Source organism: Delftia lacustris, from assembly GCF_040267515.1.
GTDB classification, from domain to species: domain Bacteria; phylum Pseudomonadota; class Gammaproteobacteria; order Burkholderiales; family Burkholderiaceae_C; genus Comamonas; species Comamonas tsuruhatensis.
The window spans coordinates 1,543,874-1,570,072 of record NZ_CP141274.1; the positions used below are offsets into that span (position 1 = coordinate 1,543,874).

The 26,199-nt window shown below is 66.1% G+C and carries 25 protein-coding genes and 1 pseudogene; 15 read left to right on the forward strand and 11 right to left on the reverse strand.

Translation table 11 applies throughout. The features are described from left to right. The first annotated feature begins 68 nt into the window (after window positions 1-68). Complete coding sequence (locus U6958_RS08445) at window positions 69-1,016, forward strand: bestrophin family protein (RefSeq protein WP_016445753.1); 948 nt, start codon at window positions 69-71, stop codon at window positions 1,014-1,016. Between the two features lie 102 nt (window positions 1,017-1,118). Here the strand turns inward: U6958_RS08445 and U6958_RS08450 are convergent, their stop codons facing one another. The 3 genes from U6958_RS08450 to U6958_RS08460 all read right to left on the reverse strand — a co-directional run bounded on the left by U6958_RS08450 (window position 1,119) and on the right by U6958_RS08460 (window position 4,275). Beyond that, a complete protein-coding gene (locus U6958_RS08450; protein WP_016451097.1) occupies window positions 1,119-2,234 on the reverse strand; it encodes an acyl-CoA dehydrogenase family protein in 1,116 nt (371 codons plus the stop codon). A 69-nt stretch (window positions 2,235-2,303) separates the two neighbouring features. Next, on the reverse strand, window positions 2,304-3,485 hold the full coding sequence (locus tag U6958_RS08455) for an acyl-CoA dehydrogenase family protein (RefSeq protein ID WP_016445755.1): 1,182 nt from the start codon (window positions 3,483-3,485) through the stop codon (window positions 2,304-2,306). 109 nt (window positions 3,486-3,594) lie between these two features. Continuing rightward, window positions 3,595-4,275: a YceH family protein gene (locus U6958_RS08460; RefSeq protein WP_016445756.1), complete on the reverse strand. Its 681-nt coding sequence runs from the start codon at window positions 4,273-4,275 to the stop codon at window positions 3,595-3,597. A 96-nt stretch (window positions 4,276-4,371) separates the two neighbouring features. Here U6958_RS08460 and purN point away from each other — a divergent pair, with 96 nt between their 5' ends. Then, complete coding sequence (gene purN, locus U6958_RS08465; RefSeq protein ID WP_016445757.1) at window positions 4,372-4,950, forward strand: phosphoribosylglycinamide formyltransferase; 579 nt, start codon at window positions 4,372-4,374, stop codon at window positions 4,948-4,950. Window positions 4,951-4,957: 7 nt separating this feature from the next. Here the strand turns inward: purN and U6958_RS08470 are convergent, their stop codons facing one another. Beyond that, window positions 4,958-5,230, reverse strand: coding sequence for a DUF1653 domain-containing protein (locus U6958_RS08470; RefSeq protein ID WP_016445758.1), 273 nt, complete (start codon window positions 5,228-5,230; stop codon window positions 4,958-4,960). 92 nt (window positions 5,231-5,322) lie between these two features. Here U6958_RS08470 and U6958_RS08475 point away from each other — a divergent pair, with 92 nt between their 5' ends. Next, a complete protein-coding gene (locus tag U6958_RS08475) occupies window positions 5,323-6,651 on the forward strand; it encodes an RsmB/NOP family class I SAM-dependent RNA methyltransferase (RefSeq protein WP_017405190.1) in 1,329 nt (442 codons plus the stop codon). A 116-nt stretch (window positions 6,652-6,767) separates the two neighbouring features. Next, window positions 6,768-7,991, forward strand: coding sequence for a fatty acid desaturase (locus U6958_RS08480; protein ID WP_074921082.1), 1,224 nt, complete (start codon window positions 6,768-6,770; stop codon window positions 7,989-7,991). Here U6958_RS08480 and U6958_RS08485 read toward each other — a convergent pair. After that, the gene (locus U6958_RS08485) at window positions 7,966-8,334 is read right to left on the reverse strand and encodes a hypothetical protein (protein ID WP_016445761.1); all 369 of its coding nucleotides are present in this window, start codon (window positions 8,332-8,334) and stop codon (window positions 7,966-7,968) included. The genes U6958_RS08480 and U6958_RS08485 overlap by 26 nt on opposite strands. 211 nt (window positions 8,335-8,545) lie before the next feature. On the opposite strand from U6958_RS08485, the gene U6958_RS08490 reads away from it, so the two are divergent. Further along, complete coding sequence (locus U6958_RS08490) at window positions 8,546-10,030, forward strand: PLP-dependent aminotransferase family protein (RefSeq protein WP_016445762.1); 1,485 nt, start codon at window positions 8,546-8,548, stop codon at window positions 10,028-10,030. A 66-nt stretch (window positions 10,031-10,096) separates the two neighbouring features. On the opposite strand, the gene rpmG is transcribed toward U6958_RS08490, so the two are convergent. The 3 genes from rpmG to trxB all read right to left on the reverse strand — a co-directional run bounded on the left by rpmG (window position 10,097) and on the right by trxB (window position 11,743). Continuing rightward, entirely contained in the window at window positions 10,097-10,267 is a 171-nt protein-coding gene (gene rpmG / locus U6958_RS08495; RefSeq protein WP_012207164.1) for a 50S ribosomal protein L33, read from the reverse strand. A 20-nt stretch (window positions 10,268-10,287) separates the two neighbouring features. Beyond that, window positions 10,288-10,521, reverse strand: coding sequence for a 50S ribosomal protein L28 (gene rpmB / locus U6958_RS08500; protein ID WP_012207163.1), 234 nt, complete (start codon window positions 10,519-10,521; stop codon window positions 10,288-10,290). Window positions 10,522-10,789: 268 nt separating this feature from the next. Then, on the reverse strand, window positions 10,790-11,743 hold the full coding sequence (trxB, locus tag U6958_RS08505; RefSeq protein WP_074921081.1) for a thioredoxin-disulfide reductase: 954 nt from the start codon (window positions 11,741-11,743) through the stop codon (window positions 10,790-10,792). A 260-nt stretch (window positions 11,744-12,003) separates the two neighbouring features. Here trxB and U6958_RS08510 point away from each other — a divergent pair, with 260 nt between their 5' ends. The 3 genes from U6958_RS08510 to U6958_RS08520 all read left to right on the forward strand — a co-directional run bounded on the left by U6958_RS08510 (window position 12,004) and on the right by U6958_RS08520 (window position 16,725). Next, entirely contained in the window at window positions 12,004-14,367 is a 2,364-nt protein-coding gene (locus U6958_RS08510; protein WP_016451102.1) for a DNA translocase FtsK, read from the forward strand. 28 nt (window positions 14,368-14,395) lie between these two features. Next, window positions 14,396-15,031 (forward strand): outer membrane lipoprotein chaperone LolA, encoded by a 636-nt coding sequence (gene lolA, locus U6958_RS08515; protein WP_047217411.1) that lies wholly within the window; start codon window positions 14,396-14,398, stop codon window positions 15,029-15,031. Window positions 15,032-15,198: 167 nt separating this feature from the next. Beyond that, window positions 15,199-16,725, forward strand: coding sequence for a methyl-accepting chemotaxis protein (locus U6958_RS08520; protein WP_074921080.1), 1,527 nt, complete (start codon window positions 15,199-15,201; stop codon window positions 16,723-16,725). Here the strand turns inward: U6958_RS08520 and brnQ are convergent. Next, a complete protein-coding gene (gene brnQ, locus U6958_RS08525) occupies window positions 16,712-18,025 on the reverse strand; it encodes a branched-chain amino acid transport system II carrier protein (RefSeq protein WP_074921130.1) in 1,314 nt (437 codons plus the stop codon). The two genes, U6958_RS08520 and brnQ, sit on opposite strands and share 14 nt — an antisense overlap. Before the next feature lie 442 nt (window positions 18,026-18,467). Between brnQ and U6958_RS08530 the strand changes: the two genes are divergently transcribed. Further along, the gene (locus U6958_RS08530; RefSeq protein WP_016445768.1) at window positions 18,468-19,778 is read left to right on the forward strand and encodes a replication-associated recombination protein A; all 1,311 of its coding nucleotides are present in this window, start codon (window positions 18,468-18,470) and stop codon (window positions 19,776-19,778) included. 38 nt (window positions 19,779-19,816) lie between these two features. On the opposite strand, the gene U6958_RS08535 is transcribed toward U6958_RS08530, so the two are convergent. Beyond that, entirely contained in the window at window positions 19,817-20,266 is a 450-nt protein-coding gene (locus U6958_RS08535; RefSeq protein ID WP_016445769.1) for a helix-turn-helix domain-containing protein, read from the reverse strand. Between the two features lie 91 nt (window positions 20,267-20,357). Here U6958_RS08535 and U6958_RS08540 point away from each other — a divergent pair, with 91 nt between their 5' ends. Both U6958_RS08540 and U6958_RS08545 read left to right on the forward strand, forming a co-directional pair. Further along, window positions 20,358-21,086, forward strand: coding sequence for an SDR family oxidoreductase (locus tag U6958_RS08540; protein ID WP_016445770.1), 729 nt, complete (start codon window positions 20,358-20,360; stop codon window positions 21,084-21,086). A gap of 52 nt (window positions 21,087-21,138) precedes the next feature. Further along, a pseudogene (locus U6958_RS08545) lies at window positions 21,139-21,743 on the forward strand (2-hydroxychromene-2-carboxylate isomerase). Between the two features lie 8 nt (window positions 21,744-21,751). On the opposite strand, the gene U6958_RS08550 reads toward U6958_RS08545, so the two are convergent. Then, on the reverse strand, window positions 21,752-22,099 hold the full coding sequence (locus U6958_RS08550) for a GFA family protein (RefSeq protein WP_016445772.1): 348 nt from the start codon (window positions 22,097-22,099) through the stop codon (window positions 21,752-21,754). Between the two features lie 305 nt (window positions 22,100-22,404). Here U6958_RS08550 and U6958_RS08555 point away from each other — a divergent pair, with 305 nt between their 5' ends. Genes U6958_RS08555 through U6958_RS08570 form a run of 4 tightly spaced genes read left to right on the forward strand, consistent with a single transcriptional unit; the run spans window position 22,405 to window position 25,986 of the window. Beyond that, complete coding sequence (locus U6958_RS08555; RefSeq protein ID WP_016445773.1) at window positions 22,405-23,334, forward strand: branched-chain amino acid ABC transporter permease; 930 nt, start codon at window positions 22,405-22,407, stop codon at window positions 23,332-23,334. Between the two features lie 10 nt (window positions 23,335-23,344). After that, window positions 23,345-24,424, forward strand: a complete 1,080-nt coding sequence (locus U6958_RS08560) for an ABC transporter permease subunit (RefSeq protein ID WP_016445774.1) — start codon at window positions 23,345-23,347, stop codon at window positions 24,422-24,424. A 17-nt stretch (window positions 24,425-24,441) separates the two neighbouring features. Beyond that, a complete protein-coding gene (locus U6958_RS08565; protein ID WP_016445775.1) occupies window positions 24,442-25,236 on the forward strand; it encodes an ABC transporter ATP-binding protein in 795 nt (264 codons plus the stop codon). 3 nt (window positions 25,237-25,239) lie between these two features. Then, window positions 25,240-25,986 (forward strand): ABC transporter ATP-binding protein, encoded by a 747-nt coding sequence (locus tag U6958_RS08570; protein WP_047326590.1) that lies wholly within the window; start codon window positions 25,240-25,242, stop codon window positions 25,984-25,986. The last annotated feature ends 213 nt before the right edge of the window (window positions 25,987-26,199 follow it).

Genomic DNA, 26,199 nt, shown 5'->3' on the forward strand with positions numbered 1-26,199 from the left:
GCATGGCCGCAGCCCATTGACATGCTCAATATGTGATCGAATAAGGGTTTATACCTAGCATTCGCCCCATGATCGTCCGTGATCGCCCCGCCGGCCTCAGGCTGTTTCTGATTTTGCGGGGCTCGGTGCTCCAGCGCATCCAGGTCACGCTGCTCGTGAACATCGTGTTTGCCGCCATCATCACCCTGGTGCATGGCAATCTCTTCGACGTGAAGATCACGGTGACGCCCATCCCCTTCACGCTGATCGGCCTGCCGCTGGCCATCTTCCTGGGGTTTCGCAACAACACCGCCTACGACCGCTACTGGGAAGGGCGCAAGCTCTGGGGAGAGATGGTGATCTGCGCGCGCACGCTGGCGCGCCAGTGCCAGAGCCTGATTGCGCTGGACACGGTGCCCGATCCCCGGCGCCGCGACAGCGACGTGCGCGTGCGCATGGTGCACCGGGCTGTTGCCTTCGCGCATTCGCTGCGGTCCCAGCTGCGGGGCCTGCACGACGATGCCGAAGCCGGCCGCTGGCTCGTGGACAGGGAATGGCGCCAAATCCAGGCCCTGCCGCTGGAGCAGCGCTGCGACGCACTGATGATGTCCATGGGGCATGACCTGGCGCAGTGTGTGCGCCGTGGCGAGATGGAGCCCTGCCTGGCCGCGTCCATGGACAAGACCTTCACACGCATGACGGCCGCTGCCGCCTCGTGCGAGCGCATACGCAACACGCCCATGCCGTTCTCGTATGCGCTGCTGCTGCACCGCACGGCCTATATGTACTGCTTTCTGCTGCCGTTCGGCCTGGTGGACACGACCGGGTTCATGACGCCCTTTGTCGTGGCCATCGTGGCCTACACCTTCTATGGGCTCGACGCCCTTGGCGATGAACTCGAAGAGCCCTTTGGACTGGAGAGCAACGACCTGCCGCTGGACACCATCTGCCGCTCCATCGAGATCAGCCTGGGCCGCACGCTGGGCGAGACGGATCTGCCCGCGCCGCTCAGGCCCGAGGGCTACAGGCTGACCTGAGGCGGCGGGCAAGCATGGGAAAAAGCAAAGGCCCATGAAAAGCCCATGAAAAAGCCCCGCAGTTTCCTGCGGGGTCTGGTGGTCTGAAGCGGGACCCGAGGCTCAGGCAAACACGCCGGCCGTGTCCTGCATCTTCCCGGACACGATGCCCAGATGGTGCAGCGTGTCCCCACCCGTCATCTCCATCTGCGTCAGGCGCTTGAAGTAGTGGCTGCCTGCGTACTCGTCGGTCACGCCGATGCCGCCGTGCAGCTGCACCGACTGCTGGCCCACATAGCGCAGCGACTGGCCCAGCTGGACCTTGGCGCGCGCGATGGCCACGTGGCGCTCCGCCTCGGGCGTGTTCATCTTGAGGCTGGCGTAGTAGCTCATGGAGCGGGCCAGCTCCAGCTGCATCTTCATGTCCGCCACGCGGTGGCGCAGGGCCTGGAAGCTGGCGATCACCGTGTTGAACTGCTTGCGCTGGTTCATGTACTCGGTGGTGAGCTTCAGTGTCTGCTCCATGGCGCCCACGCCTTCGGCGCACAGGGCGGCGTTGGCCACGTCCTGGGCCAGCGTCAGGGCGGCCAGGCCATCGGTCGTCACCAGCGTGGCGGGAGCCGCCTGGCAGCGCAGCTCGGCGGCGCGGCTGCCATCCTGGGTCCGGTAGCCCTGGGTGCTGACGCCGCTGGCGCCGCGCTCCACCAGGAAGAGGGCGATCTTGCCGTCCAGCTGGGCCGGCACCAGGAAGGCATCGGCCGCGTCGCCTGCGGGCACCACGCTCTTGGTGGCATCCACCGTGTAGCCGCTGCCGCTCTTGCCGGCCGTGGCCGCGCAGACGTCGAGCCGGTAACGGGCCTGGCGCTCCTGGTGTGCCAGCACGACCAGGGCCTCGCCGCTGGCCACGCGCGGCAGCCACTGGCCGGCCACGGAGGCGTCGGCATGCTGGCCGAGCACGCTGGATGCCACGAAGGCCTGTGCCAGCGGCTCCATCACCAGACCGCGGCCCAGCTCTTCCATCACCACCATCACGTCGGTGGCGCCCTGGCCCAGGCCGCCGTGCTCCTCGGGCACGGTCAGTGCCGTCAGGCCCAGTTCGGCCAGCTCGCCCCAGGCCTCGCGCGAGAAGCCGCCCGCCTCGACGATGGAGCGGCGGCGCTCGAAGGTGTAGCCCTTGTCCACCCAGCGGCGCACCGCGTCGCGCAGTTGCTGCTGGTCATCCGAAAAATCAAAGTCCATTTTCTGTCTCCCGAAGCTGATCGAAGCGCGTCCGGCGCACTTCTGGGGTCAGCGAAACTCCAGCCAAAATCAGCCCAGCACCGTCTGAGCGACGATGTTTCTCTGGACCTCGTTGGAGCCGCCGTAGATCGTCGTCTTGCGCATGTTGAAATAGGTCGATGCCAGCGGCGCGTTGTCCGCCACGCCGCCGGGGAAGTCGCCCTGCCAGCCGGCTTCCATGGCTTCTTCGATGAAGGGCAGGCTGAAGGGGCCTGCGGCCAGCATCATCAGCTCGGAGTAGCGCTGCTGGATTTCACTGCCCTTGATCTTGAGCAGGCCGGCGATGTCCAGCGGGTTCTTGCCCGATTTCTCGGCCGACAGCACGCGCAGCACCAGCATCTCCAGCGCCACCACGTCGACTTCGAGCTTGGCGATCTCGTCGCGGAAACGCTGGTCCTCATAGACGCCTTCGGCCTTGGCGATGCGCTTGAGGCGTTCCAGCTCGCGCTTGGCGCGGTTCACGTCGGCGATGTTGGTACGCTCGTGGCTGAGCAGGTGCTTGGCGTAGGTCCAGCCCTTGTTCTCCTCGCCGATCAGGTTCTCGGCCGGCACTTCCACATTGTCGAAGAAGACCTCGTTGACCTCGCACTCGCCGTCCAGCAGCTTGATCGGGCGCACGGTCACGCCAGGGCTCTTCATGTCCACCAGCAGGAAGCTGATGCCGGTCTGGGGCTTGCCCTCGTTGCTGGTGCGCACCAGGCAGAAGATCCATTCGCCGTACTGGCCCAGCGTGGTCCAGGTCTTCTGGCCGTTGACGATGTATTTGTCGCCCACGCGCTCGGCGCGGGTCTTGACGCTGGCCAGGTCCGAGCCCGAGCCCGGCTCCGAGTAGCCCTGGCTCCACCACACTTCGCCGCTGGCAATGCCGGGCAGAAAGCGCTGCTGCTGCTCGGGCGTGCCGTAGGCCATGATCACGGGCGCCACCATCACGGGGCCGAAGGGAATGATGCGCGGCGCGCAGGCCAGGGCACATTCCTCCTCGAACAGGTGCTTTTGCACGGCGTTCCAGCCGGGTCCGCCGAACTGCTTGGGCCAGCCGTAGCCCAGCCAGCCTTTCTTGCCAAGAATCTTGGCCCAGTTCTGCAGGTCGTCGCGCGTCAGGCGCAGCGAATGGCGCACCTTGTGCGCGATGTCCTGGGGCAGGTTGGCCCGCACCCAGGCGCGGACTTCCTCGCGAAAGGACTGTTCTTCAGTGGTAAATGCCAGGTCCATGGACTGTGTCTCCTTCAATCCCGGCTTTTGTAGCACGCGCGTTCTTTTTTGAACTGTCCAGGGCGTGACAACCTATGGCAATCCCTGATGGCTTCACGGCCGCCGGATATCAGGCAGGCTGATCGGGTTCTTCCAGACCCAGCTGGGCGTAGACATGTGCCAGACGTGCCTGCAGCTGGCGTACCTGGGCTTCCAGATCGACCACGCGCTGGGCCAGGGCATCGCCGCGTGCGCCTGCTGCCGCAGGGGCCGAGGCGATCGCGTTCACGTCCACGGGGCCGCACAGCAGGTGGGCCCAGCGTTGTTCGCGCGCGCCGGGCGCGCGGGGCAGCAGGACGACCAGCGGGCCGCCTTTTTCCTCGCTGCGCTCGCGCAGCTCTTCCAGGAAGGCTTCGACCGAGGAGATGTCGGCAAAGCGGTGCCAGCGCTCGGAGTTGATGCGCAGCTCGCCAGCCGTCTGCGGGCCGCGCAGCATCAGCAGGGACAGCAGCACGGCGCTCTGGTCGGGCACACCCACGCCGCGCGGGAAGTTGTGTTCCCAGCGCGTGGCGCGTGCGCTGCTGATCTGCACGGACATGGTGCGCAGGCGCAGGCTGTCCAGCGCTTCCTGGGCTTCGCCCTCGCTGACTTCCATCACCGGATCGCGGCTGCTTTTCTGGTTGCAGCCCGTCACCAGTGCGTTGAGCGTGAGCGGGTAGCTGTCGGGCACGGTACGCGCCTTCTCCATCAGGGTGGCCAGCACGCGGGCTTCGACGGCGGTCAAGGGGGTGGAGCGGGGATCGAATGGCATGGGTCTGAGGGCAAGAGGTGACAAGGCCCGGCAGGGCCATGGGCCTTGCCGGGGCTGGCGCAGGCCGCGCGGCCCGCGGTGCGACAATCGCCGCCCATGAAAAATATCGTGATCCTGATCTCGGGCGGCGGCTCGAACATGGCTGCCATTGTGCGTGCTTCGCAGCAACAGGACTGGGCGCGGCGTTATGGCGCCCGCGTGGCCGCCGTGGTCAGCAACAAGGCCGAGGCTTCGGGCCTGGTTTTCGCGCGCGAGCAGGGCATTGCCACCGAGGTGCTGGACCACCGCCCGTTCCCCAGCCGCGAGGCCTTCGACGCCGAGCTGGCCCAGGTGATCGACCGGCACGCGCCCGCGCTGGTCGTGCTTGCCGGCTTCATGCGCATCCTCACGCCGGGCTTCGTTGCGCATTACGAAGGTCGCATGATCAACATCCACCCCTCGCTGCTGCCCGCCTTCACGGGCCTGCACACGCACCAGCGGGCCATCGATGCAGGCTGCCGCTTCGCCGGCTGCACCGTGCACCGCGTGACGGCCGAGCTGGATGTGGGCCCCATCCTGGAGCAGGCCGTGGTGCCCGTGCTGCCCGGCGACACGGCCCAGGCACTGGCCGCGCGCGTGCTGGTGCAGGAGCACATCATCTACCCGCGCGCCGTGGCGCAGTTGATGCGGGGCTAGGGTCTGCTCACAGGCCTTCGCTCTGAAAGGCCTGCTGCTCCACTTCGGGGCAGCGTGCAAAGCGGGGCTGCTCCACGCCGTTGATGACCACGGTTTCGTTGAACATGGCGGCCGGCCGCACCCACAGGCCGCGCTCGCCGTAGAGCGCGCGGTACAGGGTCATGGACTCGCGCGTTTCGCTGTGGCGCACGGTGGCAAGCACCTCGTAGGGAGCGCCCTTGTAGTGGCGGTACAGGCCCGGGGGCGTGGCAATCAGAGGGGGCAGGTCGTCATCGGTCATGGGGCGCCATGGTAGCCGTGCCAGCCGGGCGTTGCTCCGGGTTCCGACCTGCGCCCCTCTCGGATTTGCAAGGCAGTGGGACAATCGCGGCCATGCATCCCAAACAGCTTCTCGACGCCTGCGCCGAACTGGTCAAGCGCACCCTGACTTTCGAACACCCGGCCGACGCCGTGGTGTCACGCTTTTTCCGTGAAAACCGCAACCTGGGCCCGCGCGAGCGCGCTGCGCTGGCCGAGACCGCCTACACCGTGCTGCGCAAGAAGCTGCTTTTTGAGAGCCTGGCGCGTTCTGGCAGCGGCTCGCGTGAGCGCAGGCTGGCCATTTTGGGCTTTGCCCACAGCCAGGAGGCACTGGCCCGCGTGGCTGGCAAGACCGAGCAAGGTGTCAAGGACGCACGCAGCTTCGTGCGCGCCGCGCTGTCGCCGCAGGAGCTGCAATGGCTGGACGCCTGCGAGGCCGTGCGTCCCGACGAACTGATGGAGCCGCACCGCCACAACCTTCCCGAATGGCTGGTCGCGCCGCTACAGCAGCAACTGGGCGATGACTTCTGGGCCTTTGCCCAGAGCATGGAGCAGGCCGCGCCGCTGGATCTGCGCGTCAATGCGCTGAACGCCAAGCGTGCCGATGTGCAAAAGGAACTGGCCGATGCCGGCATCGCCGCCGAAGCCACGCCTTACTCGCCCTGGGGCCTGCGTGTGCAGGGCAAGCCGGCGCTGGCCCGGATGGACGCTTTCACGCGCGGTGCCATCGAGGTGCAGGACGAAGGCTCGCAACTGCTGGCGCTGATGCTCGATGCCAAGCGCGGCGAAATGGTGGTCGATTTCTGTGCAGGCGCAGGCGGCAAGACCCTTGCCATTGGTGCTTCGATGCGCAGCACGGGGCGTCTGTACGCCTTCGATGTCTCGGGCCACCGGCTCGAGGCCCTGAAGCCGCGCCTGGCGCGCTCGGGCCTGTCGAACGTGCACCCCGCGGCCATCGCCCATGAGCGCGACGACCGCGTCAAGCGCCTGGCCGGAAAGATCGACCGCGTGCTGGTTGATGCCCCCTGCTCGGGCCTGGGCACGCTGCGCCGCAATCCCGACCTCAAGTGGCGCCAGTCGGCCAAGGCCATCGAGGAGCTCACGCAAAAGCAGGCGGCCATCCTGGCCAGTGCTGCGCGGCTGGTCAAGCCGGGCGGGCGCCTGGTCTATGCCACCTGTTCGGTCCTGCCCCAGGAAAACGAAGCCATCGCCGACGCCTTTGCAGCGGAGCACTCTGACTTCGTGGCCATGGATGCCGGAGAACTTCTGGCCCAGCTCAAGGTGGAGCGGGGCGATGTGCTGTGCAGCGGCGGCGAGACCGGCACGCAGTACCTGCGCCTGTGGCCCCAGCGCCATGAGACGGACGGGTTTTTCGCCGCCGTTTGGACCCGGAAGCCGTAACTTGCAGACGCAATAAGCTGTAAATCGCGGGAGATTGCCGAACGTCTTCACGGGGGGCTCGCCTAAAATTGAGGCATCGGTGCCACTGGGCGCCGGCTTTGGCAAAGGCTTGGGTCATGTCTGTGGATTTCGCGTCGGTTTGGAACATTGCCCTGGACTGGATGGCCCATGGCCTGTGGCAGCTGTCGTGGTGGCAGCTGCTGCTGTATGCCCTGGTCACCACCCACGTCACGATTGCGGGCGTCACCATCTTCCTGCACCGCTGCCAGGCCCATCGTTCGCTGGACCTGGGGCCGGTGCCCTCGCATTTCTTCCGGTTCTGGTTGTGGTTGGGCACGGGCATGGTCACCAAGGAGTGGGTGGCCATCCACCGCAAGCACCACGCCAAGTGCGAAACCGAGGACGATCCCCACAGCCCGCAAACGCGCGGGCTGGATACCGTGATGCGCCAGGGCGCGGAGCTGTACCGCGAAGAGGCCAGGAACGCCGAGACGCTCAGGAAGTTCGGCCACGGCACGCCCGACGACTGGATCGAGCGCCATCTCTACAGCCGGCATTCGATCTGGGGTCCTTCTCTGATGCTGGTCATCAACGTGCTGCTGTTCGGCGCCATCGGACTGACCATCTGGGCCGTGCAGATGGCCTGGATTCCGTTCTGGGCTGCCGGCGTGGTCAACGGCCTGGGCCATTTCTGGGGCTACCGCAACTTCGAGGCCCAGGACGCCAGCACCAACCTCGTGCCCTGGGGCCTGGTCATCGGCGGTGAGGAACTGCACAACAACCACCACACCTATCCGACCTCGGCCAAGTTCTCGGTCAAGCGCTATGAGTTCGATGTGGGCTGGGCCTACATCCGGGCGATGCAGGCGGTCGGCTGGGCCAAGGTCAAGAAAACGCCACCCAGGCTGGTCATGGGTGCCATCAAGCCTGTGGCCGACGAAAAGACGCTGGAGGCCGTGATCGCCAACCGCTACGAGGTCATGGCCCGCTATGCGCGCGGCGTGCGTGCCGCCGTGCAGTTCGAACTCGATGCGCTCAAGCAGCGCAAGGCGCAGCAGGCCGACTTGTCCTTGCTCAGGACGGCGCGCCGCTGGCTGCACCGCGATGCCGACAAGGTGCCCGCCCAGGCGCAGGACCAGCTGGCCCAGGCGCGCGCCGCCCATCCCGTGCTGGACCAGATGCTGGTCATGCGCGAGGAGCTGCGCCAGCTGTGGCTCAACACCTCGCTGTCGCGCGAGCAGCTGACGGCCCATCTGCAGGCCTGGTGCCATCGCGCCGAGGCCAGCGGCATTGCCGCGCTCAAGGAGTTCTCGGTCAAGCTGCGCGCTGCCCACGCCTGAAGCTGCGAAGCCAGCCGGCAAGCGTCCATTCCCGGGGCCGCATCTTCTCTTCGGAGGCGATGCGGCTTTTTGCTGCGGGGTTCGGCTGCAGTTCCAGACCTGCCGTGGCCTGGGACACGGAGCGGACTCTTATCCGCAGGTCCGCGCCTGCGCGCCAGCCCTGGCCCGGCTGCAGCCTGAGGGTCAGCCCCGGCGCTGCATCGGCCCAGGCCTGCTGCGGGACGCTGATTTCCAGGCTGCCCTGGCGGCAGAACAGCTCGCAGCCCTCCTGCATGGACAGATACAGGTCGTTTCCGGGGGCGAGATGGCGCAGTTCGAAAGAGCGGGTGTGGGCGTTGTGCATGGGGCGGTGTCCTGTAGTTCCAGGCCCCAAGCGTAGGCATTCGGCCCTCTTTGGCACAGGCACAGGCTGTGGTTTGTTGCGCCGCAGCAGTGCAGGCAGTCCATGTTCTGTTCTGCTGCATGACATGATGATCTGTATCTGTTGCGTAACAGCGCCTTGAGGCAAGATCTCGGTCAAGCACTTCCATCCCCAGCCGTTTTCCATCCTGCCCATGACCGCCGCAAGCGCCGCTCCCACCCTGTACCGCCGCCTGGCGGCCGACTACAGCCTGGCCATGGAGATGGGCACGCTCAAGGCGGGCGAGCGCATGCCTTCCGTGCGCGAGCTGATGCGCCGCCACGAGGTCAGCCTGTCCACGGCGCTGCAGACGCTGCGGCATCTGGAGGATCTGGGCCAGCTCGAGGCCCGCCCGCGCGTGGGCTACTTCGTGCGCGATGCCCGGCCTGCAGGGCTGGCGCCTGCCAGCGAACCGGATCTGAGCCAGCCCGTGCAGCCGTTGCCACAACAGCACTTTGCGGGCATCAATGAGCACATCTCGCTCATGCTGGAGCGCGGCCGCCAGGCCGACGTGCAGGTGGACCTGGGCGGTGCCACGCCGCCGCCGGAACTGTTCGATCGCGGCTACCTGAACCAGGCGGCTGCCCGGCTGCTGCGCGAGCAGCCCGATCTGCTGGTGCTGGGGCGTTCCATGATGGGCAGCCACCCTGATTTCCAGCGGGCCATGGCGCGGCGCGCGCTGGCGGCGGGCATCCATGTCGCACCGGCCGATGTGCTGGCGACCACGGGCAATTCCGAGGCCGTGAGCCTGGCGCTGGCCGCCGTGGCCTCGCCCGGCGATGTGGTGGCCGTGGAGTCGCCGACCTACTACGGCCTGCTGCAGGTGGTGGAGTCGCTGCAGATGCAGGCGCTGGAGATTCCCTGCAGCCCGCGCACCGGCCTGTCCATCGAGGCGCTGGAGCTGGCCCTGCAGACCCAGCCCCGGCTGAAGGCCGTGGTGGTCGTGCCCGAGCTGCAGATGCCGCTGGGCACGCGCATTCCCGATGAACACAAGGCCAGACTGGTCGAGCTGTGCGCCGCCCACGGCGTGGCGCTGATCGAGGACGACTCCTACGGCCTGTTCGTGGAAAGCAGCCAGCCCGTGCGCCCCATCAAGGCCTGGGACCGCCTGCCGGGACATGTGATCTATTGCGAGGCCTTCAACAAGAGCATGGCGCCAGGCCTGCGCCAGGGCTGGATGAACGCCGGCCAGTGGCATGGCCGTGTGCAGATGCTCAAGTTCGCGCGCAGCCGGGGGACCCAGACCCTGGCCCAGTTGCTGGCGGCCGCCTGCGTGGGCTCGCCCGCGCATCTGCGCAATCTGCAGCGCCTGAAGCAGCAGCTGCGGCGCCAGCGCGAGGGCATGGCGCAGCTGGTGGCGCGCTTTTTCCCGTTGGGAACGCGGCTGAGCCTGCCGCCCGGCGGGCTCAGCCTGTGGCTGGAGCTTCCGGCTGGCGTGTCCACGTCCGCGCTGTTCACGCAGGCGCTGGCGCGCGGCATACGCACGGCGCCGGGCAGCATGTTCTCCAACTCGGGCCGCTACGAGCACTGCATGCGCCTGGGCTGCACCCTGCCCGTGGATGGCGTGGTCGAGCAGGCCTGTCGCGATCTCGGCGCCATGGCCTGCGCGCAGCTGGGCCAGCCCGCGCGCCACGGGTGAGGGACGCAAAAAAACCGCCGGGCTTGCGCCGGGCGGTTTCTTTGTCGGTACCAGGGACAGGCTGAATTACTTCAGCTTGATTTCCTTGTACGTGACGTGCTTGCGAGCCTTGGGATCAAACTTCATGATCGCCATCTTCTCGGGCATTGTCTTCTTGTTCTTGGTCGTGGTGTAGAAGTGGCCGGTTCCTGCAGTGGATTCCAGCTTGATCTTTTCGCGTCCGCCTTTAGCAGCCATGGTGTTTCTCCTTGAGGGATTTAGGCTTGGCCACGGGCACGCAGGTCTGCGAGCACGGAGTCGATACCGTTCTTGTCGATCAGGCGCAGAGCAGCGCTGGAAACGCGCAGGCGCACCCAACGGTTTTCGCTCTCAACCCAGAAACGGCGGTATTGCAGGTTGGGCAGGAAACGACGCTTGGTCTTGTTGTTGGCGTGGGAAACGTTGTTTCCCACCATGGGCTTCTTGCCCGTTACTTCACATACGCGTGCCATGAGGACACTCCGATAGTTGTACAGCCGCCGACGCTGATGCCCTGCATTTGCTGCAGGGCCTGCCGGCAACCTCACCTCGCCATAAAGGGTGGCGGTAACCCCATCGCTGAAAGTGTCCTGGCCATGCAAGCAAGGCGCGCTTCAAATTCAGCAAAGCCACGGATTATAGCGTCTTCATGAGAAAAGCCCCTGGGCCAGCCAATCACGGCGGCAGCCAGGGGCTTTTGCCGCCCTGCACGAGGGCAGGGCGGGCGGGATGGCATCCCGCTTATTCCTGCTCGAGGAAGCGCTGGGCGTCCAGCGCGGCCATGCAGCCCGTGCCGGCGCTGGTGATGGCCTGGCGGTAGACATGGTCCTGCACGTCGCCGGCCGCGAACACGCCGGGCACGCTGGTCTGGGTGGCGAAGCCCTTGAGGCCGCCCTGGGTGATGATGTAGCCGGTCTCGTCCATCTCCAGGTGGCCCTTGAAGATCTCGGTGTTGGGCGCGTGGCCGATGGCGATGAAGCAGCCCTGCAGCTGGATGTCCTCGGCATGGCCATCCTGGGTGCTCTTGATGCGGATGCCGGTCACGCCGGAATGGTCGCCCAGCACCTCGTCGAGCACGAAGTGGGTCTTGAGTTCGATCTTGCCGGCACGGACCTTGTCCATGAGCTTGTCCACGAGGATGGGCTCGGCCTTGAACTTGTCGCGGCGGTGCACCAGGGTGACCTTGCTGGCGATGTTGGACAGGTACAGGGCTTCCTCGACGGCGGTGTTGCCGCCGCCGACCACGCACACGGGCTGCTCGCGGTAGAAGAAACCGTCGCAGGTGGCGCAGCCCGAGACGCCGCGGCCCATGAAGGCCTCTTCGGAGGGCAGGCCCAGGTACTTGGCCGAGGCGCCCGTGGCGATGATCAGGCTGTCGCAGGTATAGGTGCCGGAGTCGCCGGTCAGCGTGAAGGGGCGCTTGGAGAAATCGACGCTGTGGATGTGGTCGAACACCACCTGGGTCTTGAAGCGCTCTGCGTGCTCCAGGAAGCGCTGCATCAGTTCGGGGCCCTGTACGCCGTTCACGTCCGCAGGCCAGTTGTCCACTTCCGTCGTCGTCATCAGCTGGCCACCCTGGGCCATGCCGGTCACCAGCAGCGGGTTGAGGTTGGCGCGCGCGGCGTAGATGGCGGCCGTGTAGCCGGCAGGGCCGGAGCCGAGGATCAGGACTTTGGCGTGTTGCGTAGAAGACATGGATGCAGTTCTTGAAAAAGGCGCACGCCGGCAGTCGGCGTGCAGAAAAAAGATACATCGGGCACAGCCATGGAGTATCGCTCCGCAGCCGGGTTCCCGTTGCCATGCGGATCAATGGCCCGGATTGTCAAAAATGATCGGCATGGCGCCGTCATGCAGCGGCGTCATGTTCTGTTGCAAGTGCTTGCATTACGCTAGCAGGCCGTCCTGGCTGTTTTTGCGGCCAGCCCGAGGGGGCTGGGGTAAGCTCCCGCCTGCGTATGACCTACTCATTGAACGCTCTGAACGCTTCCACATCCGCCAAGGGCAAATCCAAGTCTGCGGCGCGCCCCGGCATGGTGGCGCGCTTCGGCCATGAAATGCTGCTGTTGGCGGGGCTGCTGGCCCTGGTGTTCTGGCTTGCCTCCATGTTCAGCTACTCGCCCCAGGATCCAGCGTGGTCCACCTCCGGGGCGGGACACGCGCGCCTGGTCGCCAACTGGATGGGCCGCGTCGGAGCCTGGCTGGCCGACGCCTGCTATTTCGGCTTCGGCATGTCGGTCTGGTGGCTGGTGCTGGCCTCGGTGCAGACCTGGATGTCTTCCTTCGCCCGCTGGTTGCGGGGCGGCGTGCCCCGCGATGGCGTGCAACTGCCGCCGCTGTGGCGCCGGCGCCTGCGTTTCTGGGGTGGCCTGCTGCTGCTGCTGGGCGCAAGCTGCGCGCTGGAATGGACGCGGCTGTACCGCTTCGAGAGCGTGCTGCCAGGCCCTGCCGGCGGCGTCTTTGGCTACATGCTGGGCTACCACAGCCTGCAATGGCTGGGCTTCATGGGTTCGGGCCTGATCGGCATCTGCGTGGCCGTGATCGGCCTGGCCATGGTGTTCCGCTTTTCCTGGGGGCATCTGGCCGAATCCATGGGCGCACGCCTGGATGGATGGGTGCATTTCCTCTTCGCGCGCCGCGAGAAGGCCCGGGACGAGGCCGCAGGCCGCCGTGCCGCGCGCGAGCGCGAAGAGGTGTTGCAGGAAGAGCGCACGGAAAGCGCCGTGCAGCACCCGCAGCCCGTGCAGATCATCGAGCCCGTGCTGCAGGAGGCGGCGGCCCCCAGCGTGCGCGTGGTCAAGGAGCGCCAGAAGCCGCTGTTCTCCGAATTGCCCGACAGCAAGCTGCCCCAGGTGGACTTGCTCGATGCGGCGCAGCAGCGCCAGGAGAGCGTCTCGCCCGAGACGCTGGAGATGACCAGCCGGCTGATCGAAAAGCGCCTCAAGGACTTTGGCGTGGAGGTGCACGTGGTGGCCGCCATGCCCGGCCCCGTGATCACGCGCTACGAGATCGAACCGGCCACGGGTGTCAAGGGCTCGCAGATCGTGAACCTGGCCAAGGATCTGGCGCGCTCGCTGTCCCTGGTGTCCATCCGCGTGATCGAGACGATCCCCGGCAAGAACTTCATGGCGCTGGAGCTGCCCAATGCCAAGCGCCAGTCCATCCGCCTGTCCGAGGTGCTGGGCTCGCAGGTGTACCACGACGCCAAGAGCATGCTGACCATGGGCCTGGGCAAGGACATCGTGGGCAACCCGGTGGTGGCCGATCTGGCCAAGATGCCGCACGTGCTGGTGGCCGGCACCACGGGTTCGGGCAAGTCGGTGGGGATCAACGCCATGATCCTGTCGCTGCTGTACAAGGCCGAGGCGCGCGATGTGCGCCTGCTGATGATCGACCCCAAGATGCTGGAAATGTCGGTCTACGAAGGCATTCCTCACCTGCTGTGCCCCGTGGTCACCGACATGAAGCAGGCCGCCAACGGCCTGAACTGGTGCGTGGCCGAGATGGAGCGCCGCTACAAGCTCATGAGCAAGCTGGGCGTGCGCAATCTGGCGGGCTACAACACCAAGATCGACGAGGCCAAGGCGCGCGAGGAATCGATTCCCAACCCCTTCAGCCTCACGCCCGAGGAGCCCGAGCCGCTGCAGCGCCTGCCGCACATCGTCATCGTCATCGACGAGCTGGCCGACCTGATGATGGTGGTCGGCAAGAAGATCGAGGAGCTGATCGCGCGCCTGGCCCAGAAGGCCCGCGCGGCCGGCATCCACCTGATCCTGGCCACCCAGCGCCCCAGCGTGGACGTGATCACCGGCCTGATCAAGGCCAACATTCCCACGCGCATCGCCTTCCAGGTCAGCAGCAAGATCGACAGCCGCACCGTGCTCGACCAGATGGGTGCCGAGTCCCTGCTGGGCATGGGCGACATGCTCTACATGGCCAGCGGCACGGGCCTGCCCGTGCGCGTGCACGGCGCCTTTGTGTCCGACGAGGAAGTGCACCGCGTCGTGGGCTACCTCAAGGAGCAGGGCGAGGCCGACTATATCGAGGGTGTGCTCGAAGGCGGCACGGCCGAGGGCGACAGCGAGTTCGGTGCGGAGTCCGGCGACGGTGGCAACGGCGAGAAGGATCCCATGTACGACCAGGCCGTGGAAGTGGTGCTCAAGGACCGCAAGGCCAGCATCTCGTATGTGCAGCGCAAGCTCAGGATTGGTTACAACCGCTCGGCCCGCCTGCTGGAAGATATGGAAAAGGCGGGCCTGGTCAGCGGTCTCACGGCCAGCGGGCAGCGCGAAGTGCTGGTGCCGGCGCGCGCCGGGGAATGAGCCCGCATTTCGCAATCATGGAGAAAGAATGAAACGTCTGTTGACTGCAGTTGTGATCGCGGCAAGCGCGACGGCCTCGTGGGCCGATGGCCTCAAGAGCCTGGAAGCCTTCATGAAGAATTCCCAGGCCGGCCGCGCCGAATTCACCCAGGCCGTCACGGCCCCGTCCAAGGATGGCCAGCCGCCGCGCACCAAGAACTCCAGCGGCCAATTCGAATTCCAGCGTCCCGGCAAGTTCAGGTTCGTCTACACCAAGCCGTTCGAGCAGACCATCGTGGCCGACGGCAAGACGCTGTGGCTCTATGACGCCGACCTCAACCAGGTCACGCAGCGCGCGCAGGCCCAGGCCCTGGGCAGCACGCCTGCCGCCATCCTGGCGTCGGCCAGCGATCTCAAGGCGTTGAGCGCCGACTTCGATCTGCAGTCCGCGCCCGAGCAGGATGGCCTGCAATGGGTCCAGGCCAGCCCCAAGGACAGGAACGGCCAGCTCAAGAGCGTGCGCGTAGGCTTTGCAGCCGATGGGCAGCTTTCGGCGCTGGACATCCTCGACAGCTTTGGCCAGCGTTCGCTGATCCGCTTCAGCAAGCTGCAGACCCAGGCATCCCTGCCGGCCTCGACCTTCGAGTTCAAGGTGCCTGCGGGCGCCGACGTGCTCAAGCAGTAATCCACCGCTGCACAGGGCGGACCTTCAAGAACCTCACACGCTGCGGTGCGCAGTTTGTGAGGTTTTGTAATGGTTTTGCCTAATATCGCCGGGACAATAGCGGCCTGCGGCCAGCGACTGTTTCGACGTCCCTTCGAGGACATGCTGGCCGGCTCTCGCATGTCTTTATGAACCTCAGTCGCAAGTTGCCGCTCGCCATTGCCATGGCGCTGCTATTCACCCTGGCCGCCGGATTCTTCGGCCTCTGGTCGGCCCATCAATCCCTTGGCGTCTTTCACGGCGACGTACAGCGCCACATGGCCGCAGAGCGCCTTGCCGCAGAAGTGGAAGGCCACTTCAAGACCCAGGTCCAGGAATGGAAGAACGTGCTGCTGCGCGGCTCGGACAACGCGCTGCGCGAGCGGCACTGGAAGGGCTTTCTGTCCGATGAGCGCGCCGTGCAGGACAAGACCACCGCCTTGCTGGCCCTGGTGGAAGACACCGCCCTGCGCGAGATGGCCCAGCGCTTTGTGGCACAGCACCGCAAGATGGCCGAGGGCTATCGCGTGGGCCTGGACAAGTTCGAGGCCACGGGCTTCGACCCCTCCGTGGGCGACATGGCCGTGCGCGGCGTGGACCGCGAGCCGGCCGAGCTGCTGTCCCAACTCAAGGCAGGCATCGCTGCCCAGAGCAAGTCCGTGGCCGACGATGCGTACAGCAGCGGCAGGCGCGCCACGGAATTGAGCCTGGCGCTGATGCTGGTGGCGGCCGTGGCCGGCGTGGCCATTGGCTGGCTCATCACCCGCGCCGTGGTGGCACCGCTGCGCAGCGCGGTCCGGCTGGCCGAGAACGTGGCCCGTGGCCATCTGACCAATGCCATAGCGAGCGGCGGCCGCGACGAGCTGGGCCAGCTGCTGCGGGCGCTGGGCGACATGCAGGAACAGCTGCGCAGCATCGTCGTGGAAGTGCGCGGCAATGCGGAGCAGGTGGCATCCGCCAGCTCGCAGATCGCAGCGGGCAACAGCGACCTGGCCCAGCGCACCGAGCAGCAGGCGTCGGCCCTGCAGATGACGGCATCCTCCATGGACCAGCTCGACTCCACCGTGCGTGGCAATGCCGATCACGCAGAGAAGGCCAACCTGCTGGCTTCGTCCGCCAGCGACATTGCCACGCGCGGCGGCGATGCCATCTCGGCCGTCGTGGGCACCATGCGCAGCATCCAGGATGCGTCCGAACGCGTGGTCAGCATCATCGAGGTGATCGACGGCATTGCCTTCCAGACCAACATTCTTGCGCTCAACGCGGCCGTGGAGGCCGCACGGGCCGGCGAGCAGGGCCGGGGCTTTGCGGTGGTGGCCGCCGAGGTGCGCACGCTGGCCCAGCGCAGCTCGGGTGCGGCGCGGGAGATCCGCGACCTGATCCAGGCCAACGCCCAGCGCGTGGCCCTGGGCGCCCAGGAGGTGGACAGTGCGGGTGCGACCATGGCCTCGGTGCAGGAGGCGATTGCCAAGGTCTCGCGCATGATCGGCGCCATCAGCCATTCCAGCGGCGAACAGAGCGCGGGCGTGAGCCATGTCAACAGCGCCATCGTCCGCATCGAGGAAGGCACCCAGCAGAACGCCGCGCTGGTGGAGCAGACCAGTTCGGCCGCCGAGAGCCTGCGCAAGCAGGCCCATCAGCTGGTCGAACTCATGTCAAGGTTCAGGACGGCTTGAACGCGGCGGCGGGCGCAGGGCGCAGCCGGTCGTGGAGGGCGGCCAGCACCAGGGTCGCGGCCACGGGCAGGGCCCAGCCCATGCCGTTGCCCGGCAGGCTGTTCAGGAACGCGGGCAGCCAGTCCTGCCAGCCGGCAGCCCTGGCTGCATCGATGAGACCAAACAACAGGGCCACGGCCAGCACCGGTGCGAACACCCGCTGCGCATTGCGCCACAGGCCCGACAGCAGGCTCAGCACCACCAGGGCGATGGCCAGCGGGTAGATGCCCACGAGCACGGGTCCGGATACGGCGATCAACTGGGCCAGGCCCTGGTTGGACACCAGAATGCAGGCCAGGCCGATGGCCACCACCACTGCACGGTAGGGCAGGCGCAGCATTTGGCTGAAGTAGGCGCCGCAGGCACTGACCAGGCCCACGGCCGTGGTCAGGCAGGCCAGGGAGATCACCACGGCCAGCAGCAGGCTGCCGATGGGGCCGAAGGTGTGATCCACATAGCGCGTGAGGATGAGCACGCCGGTCTGTGCCTGCGGGGCGATGGACTGGCTGGTGGCGCCCAGATGGATCAGCGACAGATACACCATGCCCAGTCCGACGGCGGCGATCACGCCCGCGACGATGGCGTAGCGCGTCTGCAGGCCGGTATCGGAGATGCCGCGGTCACGGATGGCGTTGACGATGACGATGCCGAAGGCCAGCGCCCCCAGCGCGTCCATGGTCTGGTAGCCCTCCAGGAAACCTTCGGTCAGCGGCGACACCAGGTATTCGCCACTGGCCCTGGTGGCCTCCCCGGCCGGCAGCAGCACGGCGGCGGCGCCCAGCACCACCAGCGCCAGGATCAACACGGGCGTGATCAGCTTGCCGATGTTGTCGATCAGCTTGCCCGGGAACAGGGACAGGCCCATGACCAGGGCGAAGTACACGGCAGAGTAGATGAACAGGGCTGTGCTGCTGTGGCCCATGAAGGGCGCAAAGCCCATCTCGAACGACACCGTCGCCGTGCGCGGCGTGGCGAACAGCGGCCCCAGGATGAGATAGATCAGCAGGCCCAGCACCATTCCGGCCTTGCGGCCCACGGGCGAGGTCAGTGCGTCCATGCCGCCGCCCACGCGCGCCAGTGCGACCACCGTGAGCAGGGGCAGGCCCACGCCCGTCAGCAGGAAGCCCGTGGCCGCAGCGGCCGCGTGCTCGCCGGCGCCCTGGCCGACCATGGGCGGAAAGATGATGTTGCCCGCGCCGAGGAACAGCGCAAAGGTCATGAAGCCTAGGGCGATCAGGTCCCTGGTCTTGAGTGTTTGCATGGATGCAGAAATGAAAAGGCCCCGCATTGCCGCATGGCAGGCGGTTCCGTAAACGGAGGGAGGCGCGGGGTTGGAAGGCTGCGATGACGCAGGCCCGAAGGTCGCGCGCGGATCGCGCGGCCGGCTCCGCAAAGGGCAGCATTTTAGGGCTGCGGCCCGAAGCAGGTGTGAAATGTCAGTGATTGCTCTTGATGGGGTGCATGCAAACAATCCATGTCGTTTCAGTGACATGCCTGGAGGCGATGGCCATATTCCCGTCTGAAGATCAGGAGTTTCAGTCCACGGCCGACATCAGGCATCAAGGCCTGGCGCACCTGCGCCAGCCATGGCGTGGACAATGGCGCCATGGTTCTGCAACTGCATCTGTTCCCTTTGGCGAAGAATCCGCAACACGGGCTGCCGCACCTCGCGTGCGGGGAGCGGCTTTCGAGAGAGCTGCCCCATGGCTGATCTGTTCACCCAGGAGCCCTCCGCACCACTGGCCGAAGCCCTGCGGCCCAAGACCCTGGACGAGGTCGTGGGCCAGTCCCACCTGCTGGGCGAAGGCAAGCCGCTGCGCCTGGCCTTCCAGTCGGGCAAGCCGCATTCCATGATCTTCTGGGGGCCACCCGGCGTGGGCAAGACCACGCTGGCCCGGCTCACGGCCACGGCCTTCAAGTGTGAGTTCATTGCGCTGTCGGCGGTGTTCTCCGGGGTCAAGGACATCCGCGCGGCCATGGAGCAGGCCCAGCAGAACCTGGCCATGGGCAGGCACACCATCCTCTTCGTGGACGAGATCCACCGCTTCAACAAATCCCAGCAGGATGCGCTGCTGCCCTATGCGGAAAGCGGCCTGGTGACCTTCATCGGCGCCACCACGGAGAACCCGTCCTTCGAGGTGAACTCGGCCCTGCTGTCGCGCGCACAGGTCTATGTGCTGCAGTCACTGACCGATGAAGAGCTCAGGCAGCTGCTGCAGCGCGCGCAGGAAAAGGCCCTGGGCGGCCTGCAGTTCGACGACCTGGCGCGGGACACCATCATCGGCTATGCCGATGGCGACGCCCGGCGGTTCCTGAACCTGCTGGAGCAATGCCAGACGGCGGCGGGCGCTGCAGGCGTCACCCGGATCGATGCCGAATTCGTGCAGAACGCGCTGACCTTGAATGCCAGGCGCTTCGACAAGGGGGGCGACAACTTCTACGACCAGATCTCGGCCCTGCACAAGTCCGTGCGCGGCTCCCATCCCGATGCGGCGCTCTACTGGCTCACCCGCATGCTCGACGGCGGCGCCGATGCGCGCTACCTGTCGCGGCGCATCGTGCGCATGGCCTGGGAAGACATAGGCCTGGCCGATCCGCGCGCCATGCAGATCGCCAACGATGCGGCCCTGACCTACGAGCGCCTGGGCAGCCCCGAAGGCGAGCTGGCCCTGGGCCAGGCCGTCATCTATCTGGCCATGGCTCCCAAGAGCAACGCCGGCTACAACGCCTACAACAAGGCCCGGGCCTTCGTGAAGCAGGACAGGAGCCGCGAGGTGCCCGTGCACCTGCGCAACGCGCCCACCAAGCTCATGAAGGAGCTGGGCTACGGCCATGAATACCGCTACGCGCACGACGAGCCCAACGCCTACGCGGCCGGCGAGACCTATCTGCCCGAGGGCATTGCGGAGCCGGGCTGGTACCAGCCCGTGCCACGGGGCCTGGAGATCAAGATCGGCGAGAAGCTGGCCGTGCTGCGCAAGTGGGATGAAGAGGCTGGCGGCGGCGGCGCATAGCCGAATCCCGTGAGAGCAGGCCGGGGCTGGAGCCAGGGCTAGGCGCCCGGGCCGGGCTCCACCGTCACATCCCGCGCGTGCAAGGGAGCGTGGCAGTGCGAGCAGACGATCAGGGGATCGAACGTGTGGCCGCACACCGAATGCCGGTGCAGCAGGGGCCGGCCTTCCTCGCCGGACATGTGCACATCGCCCCAGTGCACGATGGCCATGACCACGGGATGCAGGTCCAGTCCCTTGGACGTGAGGCGGTACTCGTGCCGCACCGGCGCCTCCTGGTAGGCCACCTTCTTGAGCACGCCGGCCTCGACCAGCCTGGCCAGCCTGTCCGACAGCATGGGGCGTGAAATGCCCAGGCGTCCCAGGAATTCATCGAAGCGGCGCACTCCCAGAAAGCAGTCGCGCAGCACCAGCAGCGTCCAGCGGTCACCGATGACCGAGACCGTGCGTGCGATGGAGCAGCGCTCCTCTTCCAGTTCGTTCCATTTCATTGGGCAGTTCCCCGCTTGACGGGTTCAGATTTTAAACCTACCGTGCATAAAGTTCAAAAAATGAACTTACTTCTTCATCCACGGAGATTCCATGACCGACAAGAAAGCCATCCTCGTCATCGGTGCCGGTGACGCCACGGGCGGGGCGATTGCCCGGCGCTTTGCGCGCGAAGGCTATATCGCCTGCGTCACCCGCCGCGATGCCGACAAACTCCAGCCGCTGGTCGAGCAGATCCGCGCCGCAGGGGGTGAAGCCCATGGCTTTGGCAGCGACGCGCGCAAGGAAGAGGAAATGGTGGCCCTGGTGCAGAAGATCGAGGCCGAGATCGCACCCATCGAGGTCGCCGTCTTCAACATCGGCGCCAATGTGCGCTTCGGCATCACCGAAACCACGGCGCGCGTCTACTTCAAGGTCTGGGAGATGGCCTGCTTCGCCGGCTTTCTGATGGGGCGGGAGGCGGCCAGGGTGATGCTGCCGCGCGGCCGGGGCACCATCATCTTCACGGGCGCCACGGCCAGCTTGCGCGGGCGCGAGGGCTTTGCCGCGTTTGCCGGTGCCAAGCACGGCCTGCGCGCCCTGGCGCAGAGCATGGCGCGCGAACTCTGGCCCAAGGGCATCCATGTGGCCCATCCCGTGATCGACGGCGCCATAGACACCGAATTCATCCGCAGCAATTTCCCCGAGCGCTATGCCCTCAAGGAGCAGGGCGGCATCCTCAATCCCGAGCACATTGCCGACCTCTACTGGCAACTGCACCAGCAGCCGCGCGACGCCTGGACGCACGAGACCGAGATCCGTCCCTGGATGGAGCCGTGGTGAGCCGCCTTGCCTTATCGCATCGTCACTTCCTCCCACTCCCGCAGGCCACGCCATGAACACCAAGGTGCAATTTCTCTTCGACTTCGGCAGCCCCAACGCCTATCTCTGCCACCAGGTCATTCCCCGGATCGAGGCGCGCAGGGGCATCCGCTTCGAATATGTGCCTGTCCTGCTGGGAGGCCTGTTCAAGCTGGCCAACAACCGCTCCCCGGCCGAGGCCAATGCCGACATTCCCAACAAGCGCGCCTATGAGGCGCTGGAGCTGCAGCGCTTCGTGCACAGGCACAGCCTCACGCGTTTCCGGATGAATCCTCACTTTCCCGTGAACACCCTGCAGATCATGCGTGGGGCCGTGGCCGCCCAGGACATGGGCTGCTTCGAGCGCTATGTCGATGCGGTGTTCTCCAGCATGTGGGAGAAGGGCTGCAAGATGGACGATGCGCAGGTGATCGGCACCGAGCTGTCCGGGGCGGGTCTGGACGCCCCAGCCCTGATCGCTGCAAGCCAGACGCCCGAAGTCAAGGCCCGGCTGCTGGCAAATACCGAGCAGGCCTTCCACCGTGGCGCTTTCGGATCGCCCACCTTTTTGTTGGCGACGAGATCTACTTCGGCAAGGACCGCCTGCGCGATGTGGAGGAAGAAGCGCTGCGGGCCTGAAGCCAGCCTCAGGCCGACCGTCCGTCGTAGCGCGTGATGCGCAAGGCTTCGGCATCCACGCCTTCCAGGCAGCGCACGTTGACGGCCGCCATGTGCCGGCCCTTGGGATCGGTGGCTTCGCCGAAAGGGTGGATGCCGCAGGTCGGGCAGAAGCGGTGCTGGATCAGATGCCGGTGGAAGGTGTAGGAGCGCATCTGCTCCTCGGGCGTGCTCAGCTGCAGCTGTTCGCGGGGCACGAACCACATGAGGGCGCCCTTGCGCGCGCAGATGGAACAGTTGCAGGCCATGACCTGGGTGAGTTCGCCTTCCACATCGAAAGCGATGCCGCCGCAGTGGCAGCTGCCGTGGTATTTCATCGGGGTTCTCCGTGGCCACCGCTTGCTGGCGGCACTGCCGTTGATGGTAGGAGTTCATGCTGGCTGCGGCAAATTGCTGCAGTGCTACATAAGAGCGCGTGGCTTGTAAAGCCTCGGGAAACCCCGCTGCAACAAGGCGTTGCAGGCCACCGGGGGGTGCCTAGAATCGCCCATCCCCTGCGGCTTCCTGATCACAAGCCGGGATGCGGCAGGAGAGCTTCCACCACCATGGCATTGCTGGCTCCGTTCGTTTGGATGCGAGGCACGCTGAATGTCTCCATCCTGAGCAAAAGGGGAGAGCGCATATGGACATACTGCTTCAGCAGGTCATCAACGGATTGGTCCTGGGCAGCATGTATGCCCTGATCGCCCTGGGCTACACCATGGTGTACGGCATCATCCAGCTCATCAACTTCGCCCATGGCGAGGTGCTCATGGTCGGGGCGCTGACCAGCTGGAGCTGCATAGGCCTGATGCAGGAGGCCATGCCGGGCGCACCGGGCTGGCTGATCCTGCTGCTGGCGACGGTGATCGCCTGCGTGGTGGCCGCCGCACTGAATTTCGTGATCGAGAAAGTGGCCTACCGGCGCCTGCGCAGCAGCCCGCGCCTGGCGCCCCTGATCACGGCCATCGGCGTCTCGCTGCTGCTGCAGACGCTGGCCATGATCATCTGGAAGCCCAACTACAAGGCCTATCCCACGCTGCTGCCGAGCACGCCCTTCGAGATCGGCACGGCGGTGATCACGCCCACCCAGATCCTGGTGCTGGTGGTCACGGCGATTGCGCTGGCTGCGCTGACCTACCTGGTCAACTACACCAAGCTCGGGCGCGCCATGCGGGCCACGGCCGAGAATCCGCGCGTGGCGGCCTTGATGGGCGTCAAGCCTGACATGGTGATCTCTGCCACCTTCATCATCGGCGCCGTGCTGGCGGCCATCGCGGGCATCATGTACGCCTCCAACTACGGCACGGCCCACCACACCATGGGCTTTCTGCCGGGACTCAAGGCCTTCACGGCGGCCGTGTTCGGCGGCATCGGCAACCTGGCGGGCGCCGTGGTCGGCGCCATGCTGCTGGGGCTGATCGAGTCCATTGGCTCGGGCTACATCGGTGATCTCACGGGCGGCGTGCTGGGCAGCCACTACACCGACATCTTCGCCTTCATCGTGCTCATCATCATCCTGACGCTGCGCCCCTCGGGCCTGCTGGGTGAGCGAGTGGCCGACCGCGCCTGAGGAGAGACGCATGAACAGCAAGAAGACCGTGCAATGGATCCTGGGTGGCCTGGCGCTGCTGGTGCTGCCGCTGGTGCTGCAGTATTTCGGCAATGCCTGGGTGCGCATCGCCGACCTGGCGCTGCTCTATGTGCTGCTGGCACTGGGCCTGAACGTGGTGGTGGGCTACGCGGGCCTGCTGGACCTGGGCTATGTGGCGTTCTACGCCGTGGGCGCCTACATGTTCGCGCTGATGGCCTCGCCGCATCTGGCGGAGACCTTCGAGGGCTTTGCCGCCATGTTCCCGGACGGGCTGCATACCTCCATCTGGCTGGTGATACCGCTGGCGGCGCTGCTGGCGGCCATCACGGGGATTTTGCTGGGCATTCCGGTGCTCAAGCTGCGCGGGGACTACCTGGCCATCGTCACGCTGGGCTTCGGCGAGATCATCCGCATCTTCATGAACAACCTGGACCAGCCGGTCAACATCACCAATGGCCCCAAAGGCATAGGCCAGATCGACTCGGTCAAGATCCTGGGGCTGGACCTGGCCAAGCGCCAGGAGATCTTCGGCTACGACATCAGCTCGGTCACGCTGTACTACTACCTGTTCCTCTTCCTGGTGCTGGTCAGCATCGTGATCTGCTGGCGCCTGCAGGACTCGCGCATAGGCCGCGCCTGGATGGCCATCCGCGAGGATGAGATCGCCGCCAAGGCCATGGGCATCAACACGCGCAACATGAAGCTGCTGGCCTTCGGCATGGGCGCCTCTTTTGGCGGTGTCTCGGGCGCCATGTTCGCGGCCTTCCAGGGCTTCGTCTCGCCCGAGTCGTTCAGCCTCATGGAGTCCATCATGATCGTGGCCATGGTGGTGCTCGGCGGCCTGGGCCATCTGCCCGGCGTGATCCTGGGCGCGGTGCTGCTGTCGGCGTTGCCCGAGGTGCTGCGCTATGTGGCCGGTCCCCTGCAGCAGATGACCGATGGGCGGCTCGATGCCTCCATCCTGCGCCAGCTGCTGATCGCGCTGGCCATGATCGTCATCATGCTGATGCGTCCGCGCGGCCTGTGGCCGTCGCCCGAGCATGGCAAGAACCTGCCGCACCAGTCCTGAGCATGGAGAAACCGCAGATGGCGAATACGGCAGACAACAGCTCCAGCGCTCCGGTGCTCAGGGTTTCGGGCATTTCCAAACGCTTCGGCGGGCTGCAGGCGCTGTCCGATGTGGGCATGACCATTGGCCGGGGCCAGGTCTACGGACTGATCGGACCCAATGGCGCGGGCAAGACCACCTTCTTCAACGTGATCACGGGCCTGTACACGCCCGACAGCGGCAGTTTCGAGCTGGCCGGCAAGGCCTACGAGCCCACGGCCGTGCACAAGGTGGCCAAGGCCGGCATTGCGCGCACCTTCCAGAACATCCGGCTGTTTGCCGAGATGACGGCGCTGGAGAACGTGATGGTCGGGCGCCATGTGCGCACGCACTCGGGCCTGATCGGCGCGGTGCTGCGCACGCGCGGCTTCAAGGCCGAGGAGGCCGCCATCCGCGCGCGCGCCCGTGAATTGCTGGACTACGTGGGCATCTCCAAGTACGCGGACTTCAAGGCCCGCACGCTGAGCTACGGCGACCAGCGGCGCCTGGAAATCGCCCGCGCCCTGGCCACCGACCCGCAGCTGATCGCGCTGGACGAGCCTGCCGCCGGCATGAATGCCACCGAGAAAGTGCAGCTGCGCGAGCTGATCGACCGCATCCGCCGCGACCAGCGCACCATCTTGCTGATCGAGCACGACGTGAAGCTGGTCATGGGCCTGTGCGACCGCGTCACCGTGCTCGACTATGGCAAGCCCATTGCCGAAGGCACGCCGGCCGAGGTGCAGAAGAACGACAAGGTGATCGAAGCCTATCTGGGCACGGGAGGGCACTGAACCATGGGCGAGCAAGAGCAAGACAAGGGCGCGTCCCCTCCGGTGCTGCTGAAGGTCGAGGGCCTGAAGGTGGCCTATGGCGGCATTCAGGCCGTCAAGGGCGTGGACTTCGAGGTGCGCCAGGGCGAGCTGGTCTCGCTGATCGGCTCCAACGGTGCCGGCAAGACCACCACCATGAAGGCCGTCACGCGCAGCCTGCAGATGGCGGACGGCGACGTGCACTACCTGGGCCGCAGCATCCGGGGCGTGGGCGCCTGGGATCTGGTGGCCCAGGGCCTGGTCATGGTGCCCGAAGGGCGCGGCGTGTTTGCGCGCATGACCATCACCGAGAACCTGCTCATGGGCGCCTACACGCGCAACGACAAGGCCGGCATTGCCGCCGACATCGAGCGCATGTTCGGCATCTTCCCGCGGCTGAAGGAGCGCCGCGACCAGCTGGCCGGCACCATGTCGGGTGGCGAGCAGCAGATGCTGGCCATGGCGCGCGCGCTGATGAGCCAGCCCAAGGTGCTGCTGCTGGACGAGCCCTCCATGGGCCTGTCGCCCATCATGGTGGACAAGATCTTCGAGGTGGTGAGCGACGTGCACGGCCTGGGCGTGACCCTTGTGCTGGTCGAGCAAAATGCCAGCCGTGCGCTGGCGCTGGCCGATCGCGGCTATGTGATGGAGTCCGGCCTGATCACCATGACGGGGCCCGGCCAGACCCTGCTCAGCGACCCGCGCGTGCGGGCTGCCTATCTGGGCGAGTGAGCGCCACGGCTGCCGTGAGCGCGGGGATGGATGGAATGCCCCGTGCCACTGACGGGATATGGCAAAAATATGACGATTTGATGAAGATTCATCAAGCGTCGATCGATGCGAGACTTTGCGTATTTGTGCGATGGGATGGGTTATTCGAGGAAATTCGCGCAAAAAGGCAATTTTTGGAAAGAAATCGAAAATCCGCCCTGCCCAGTGCCGGAC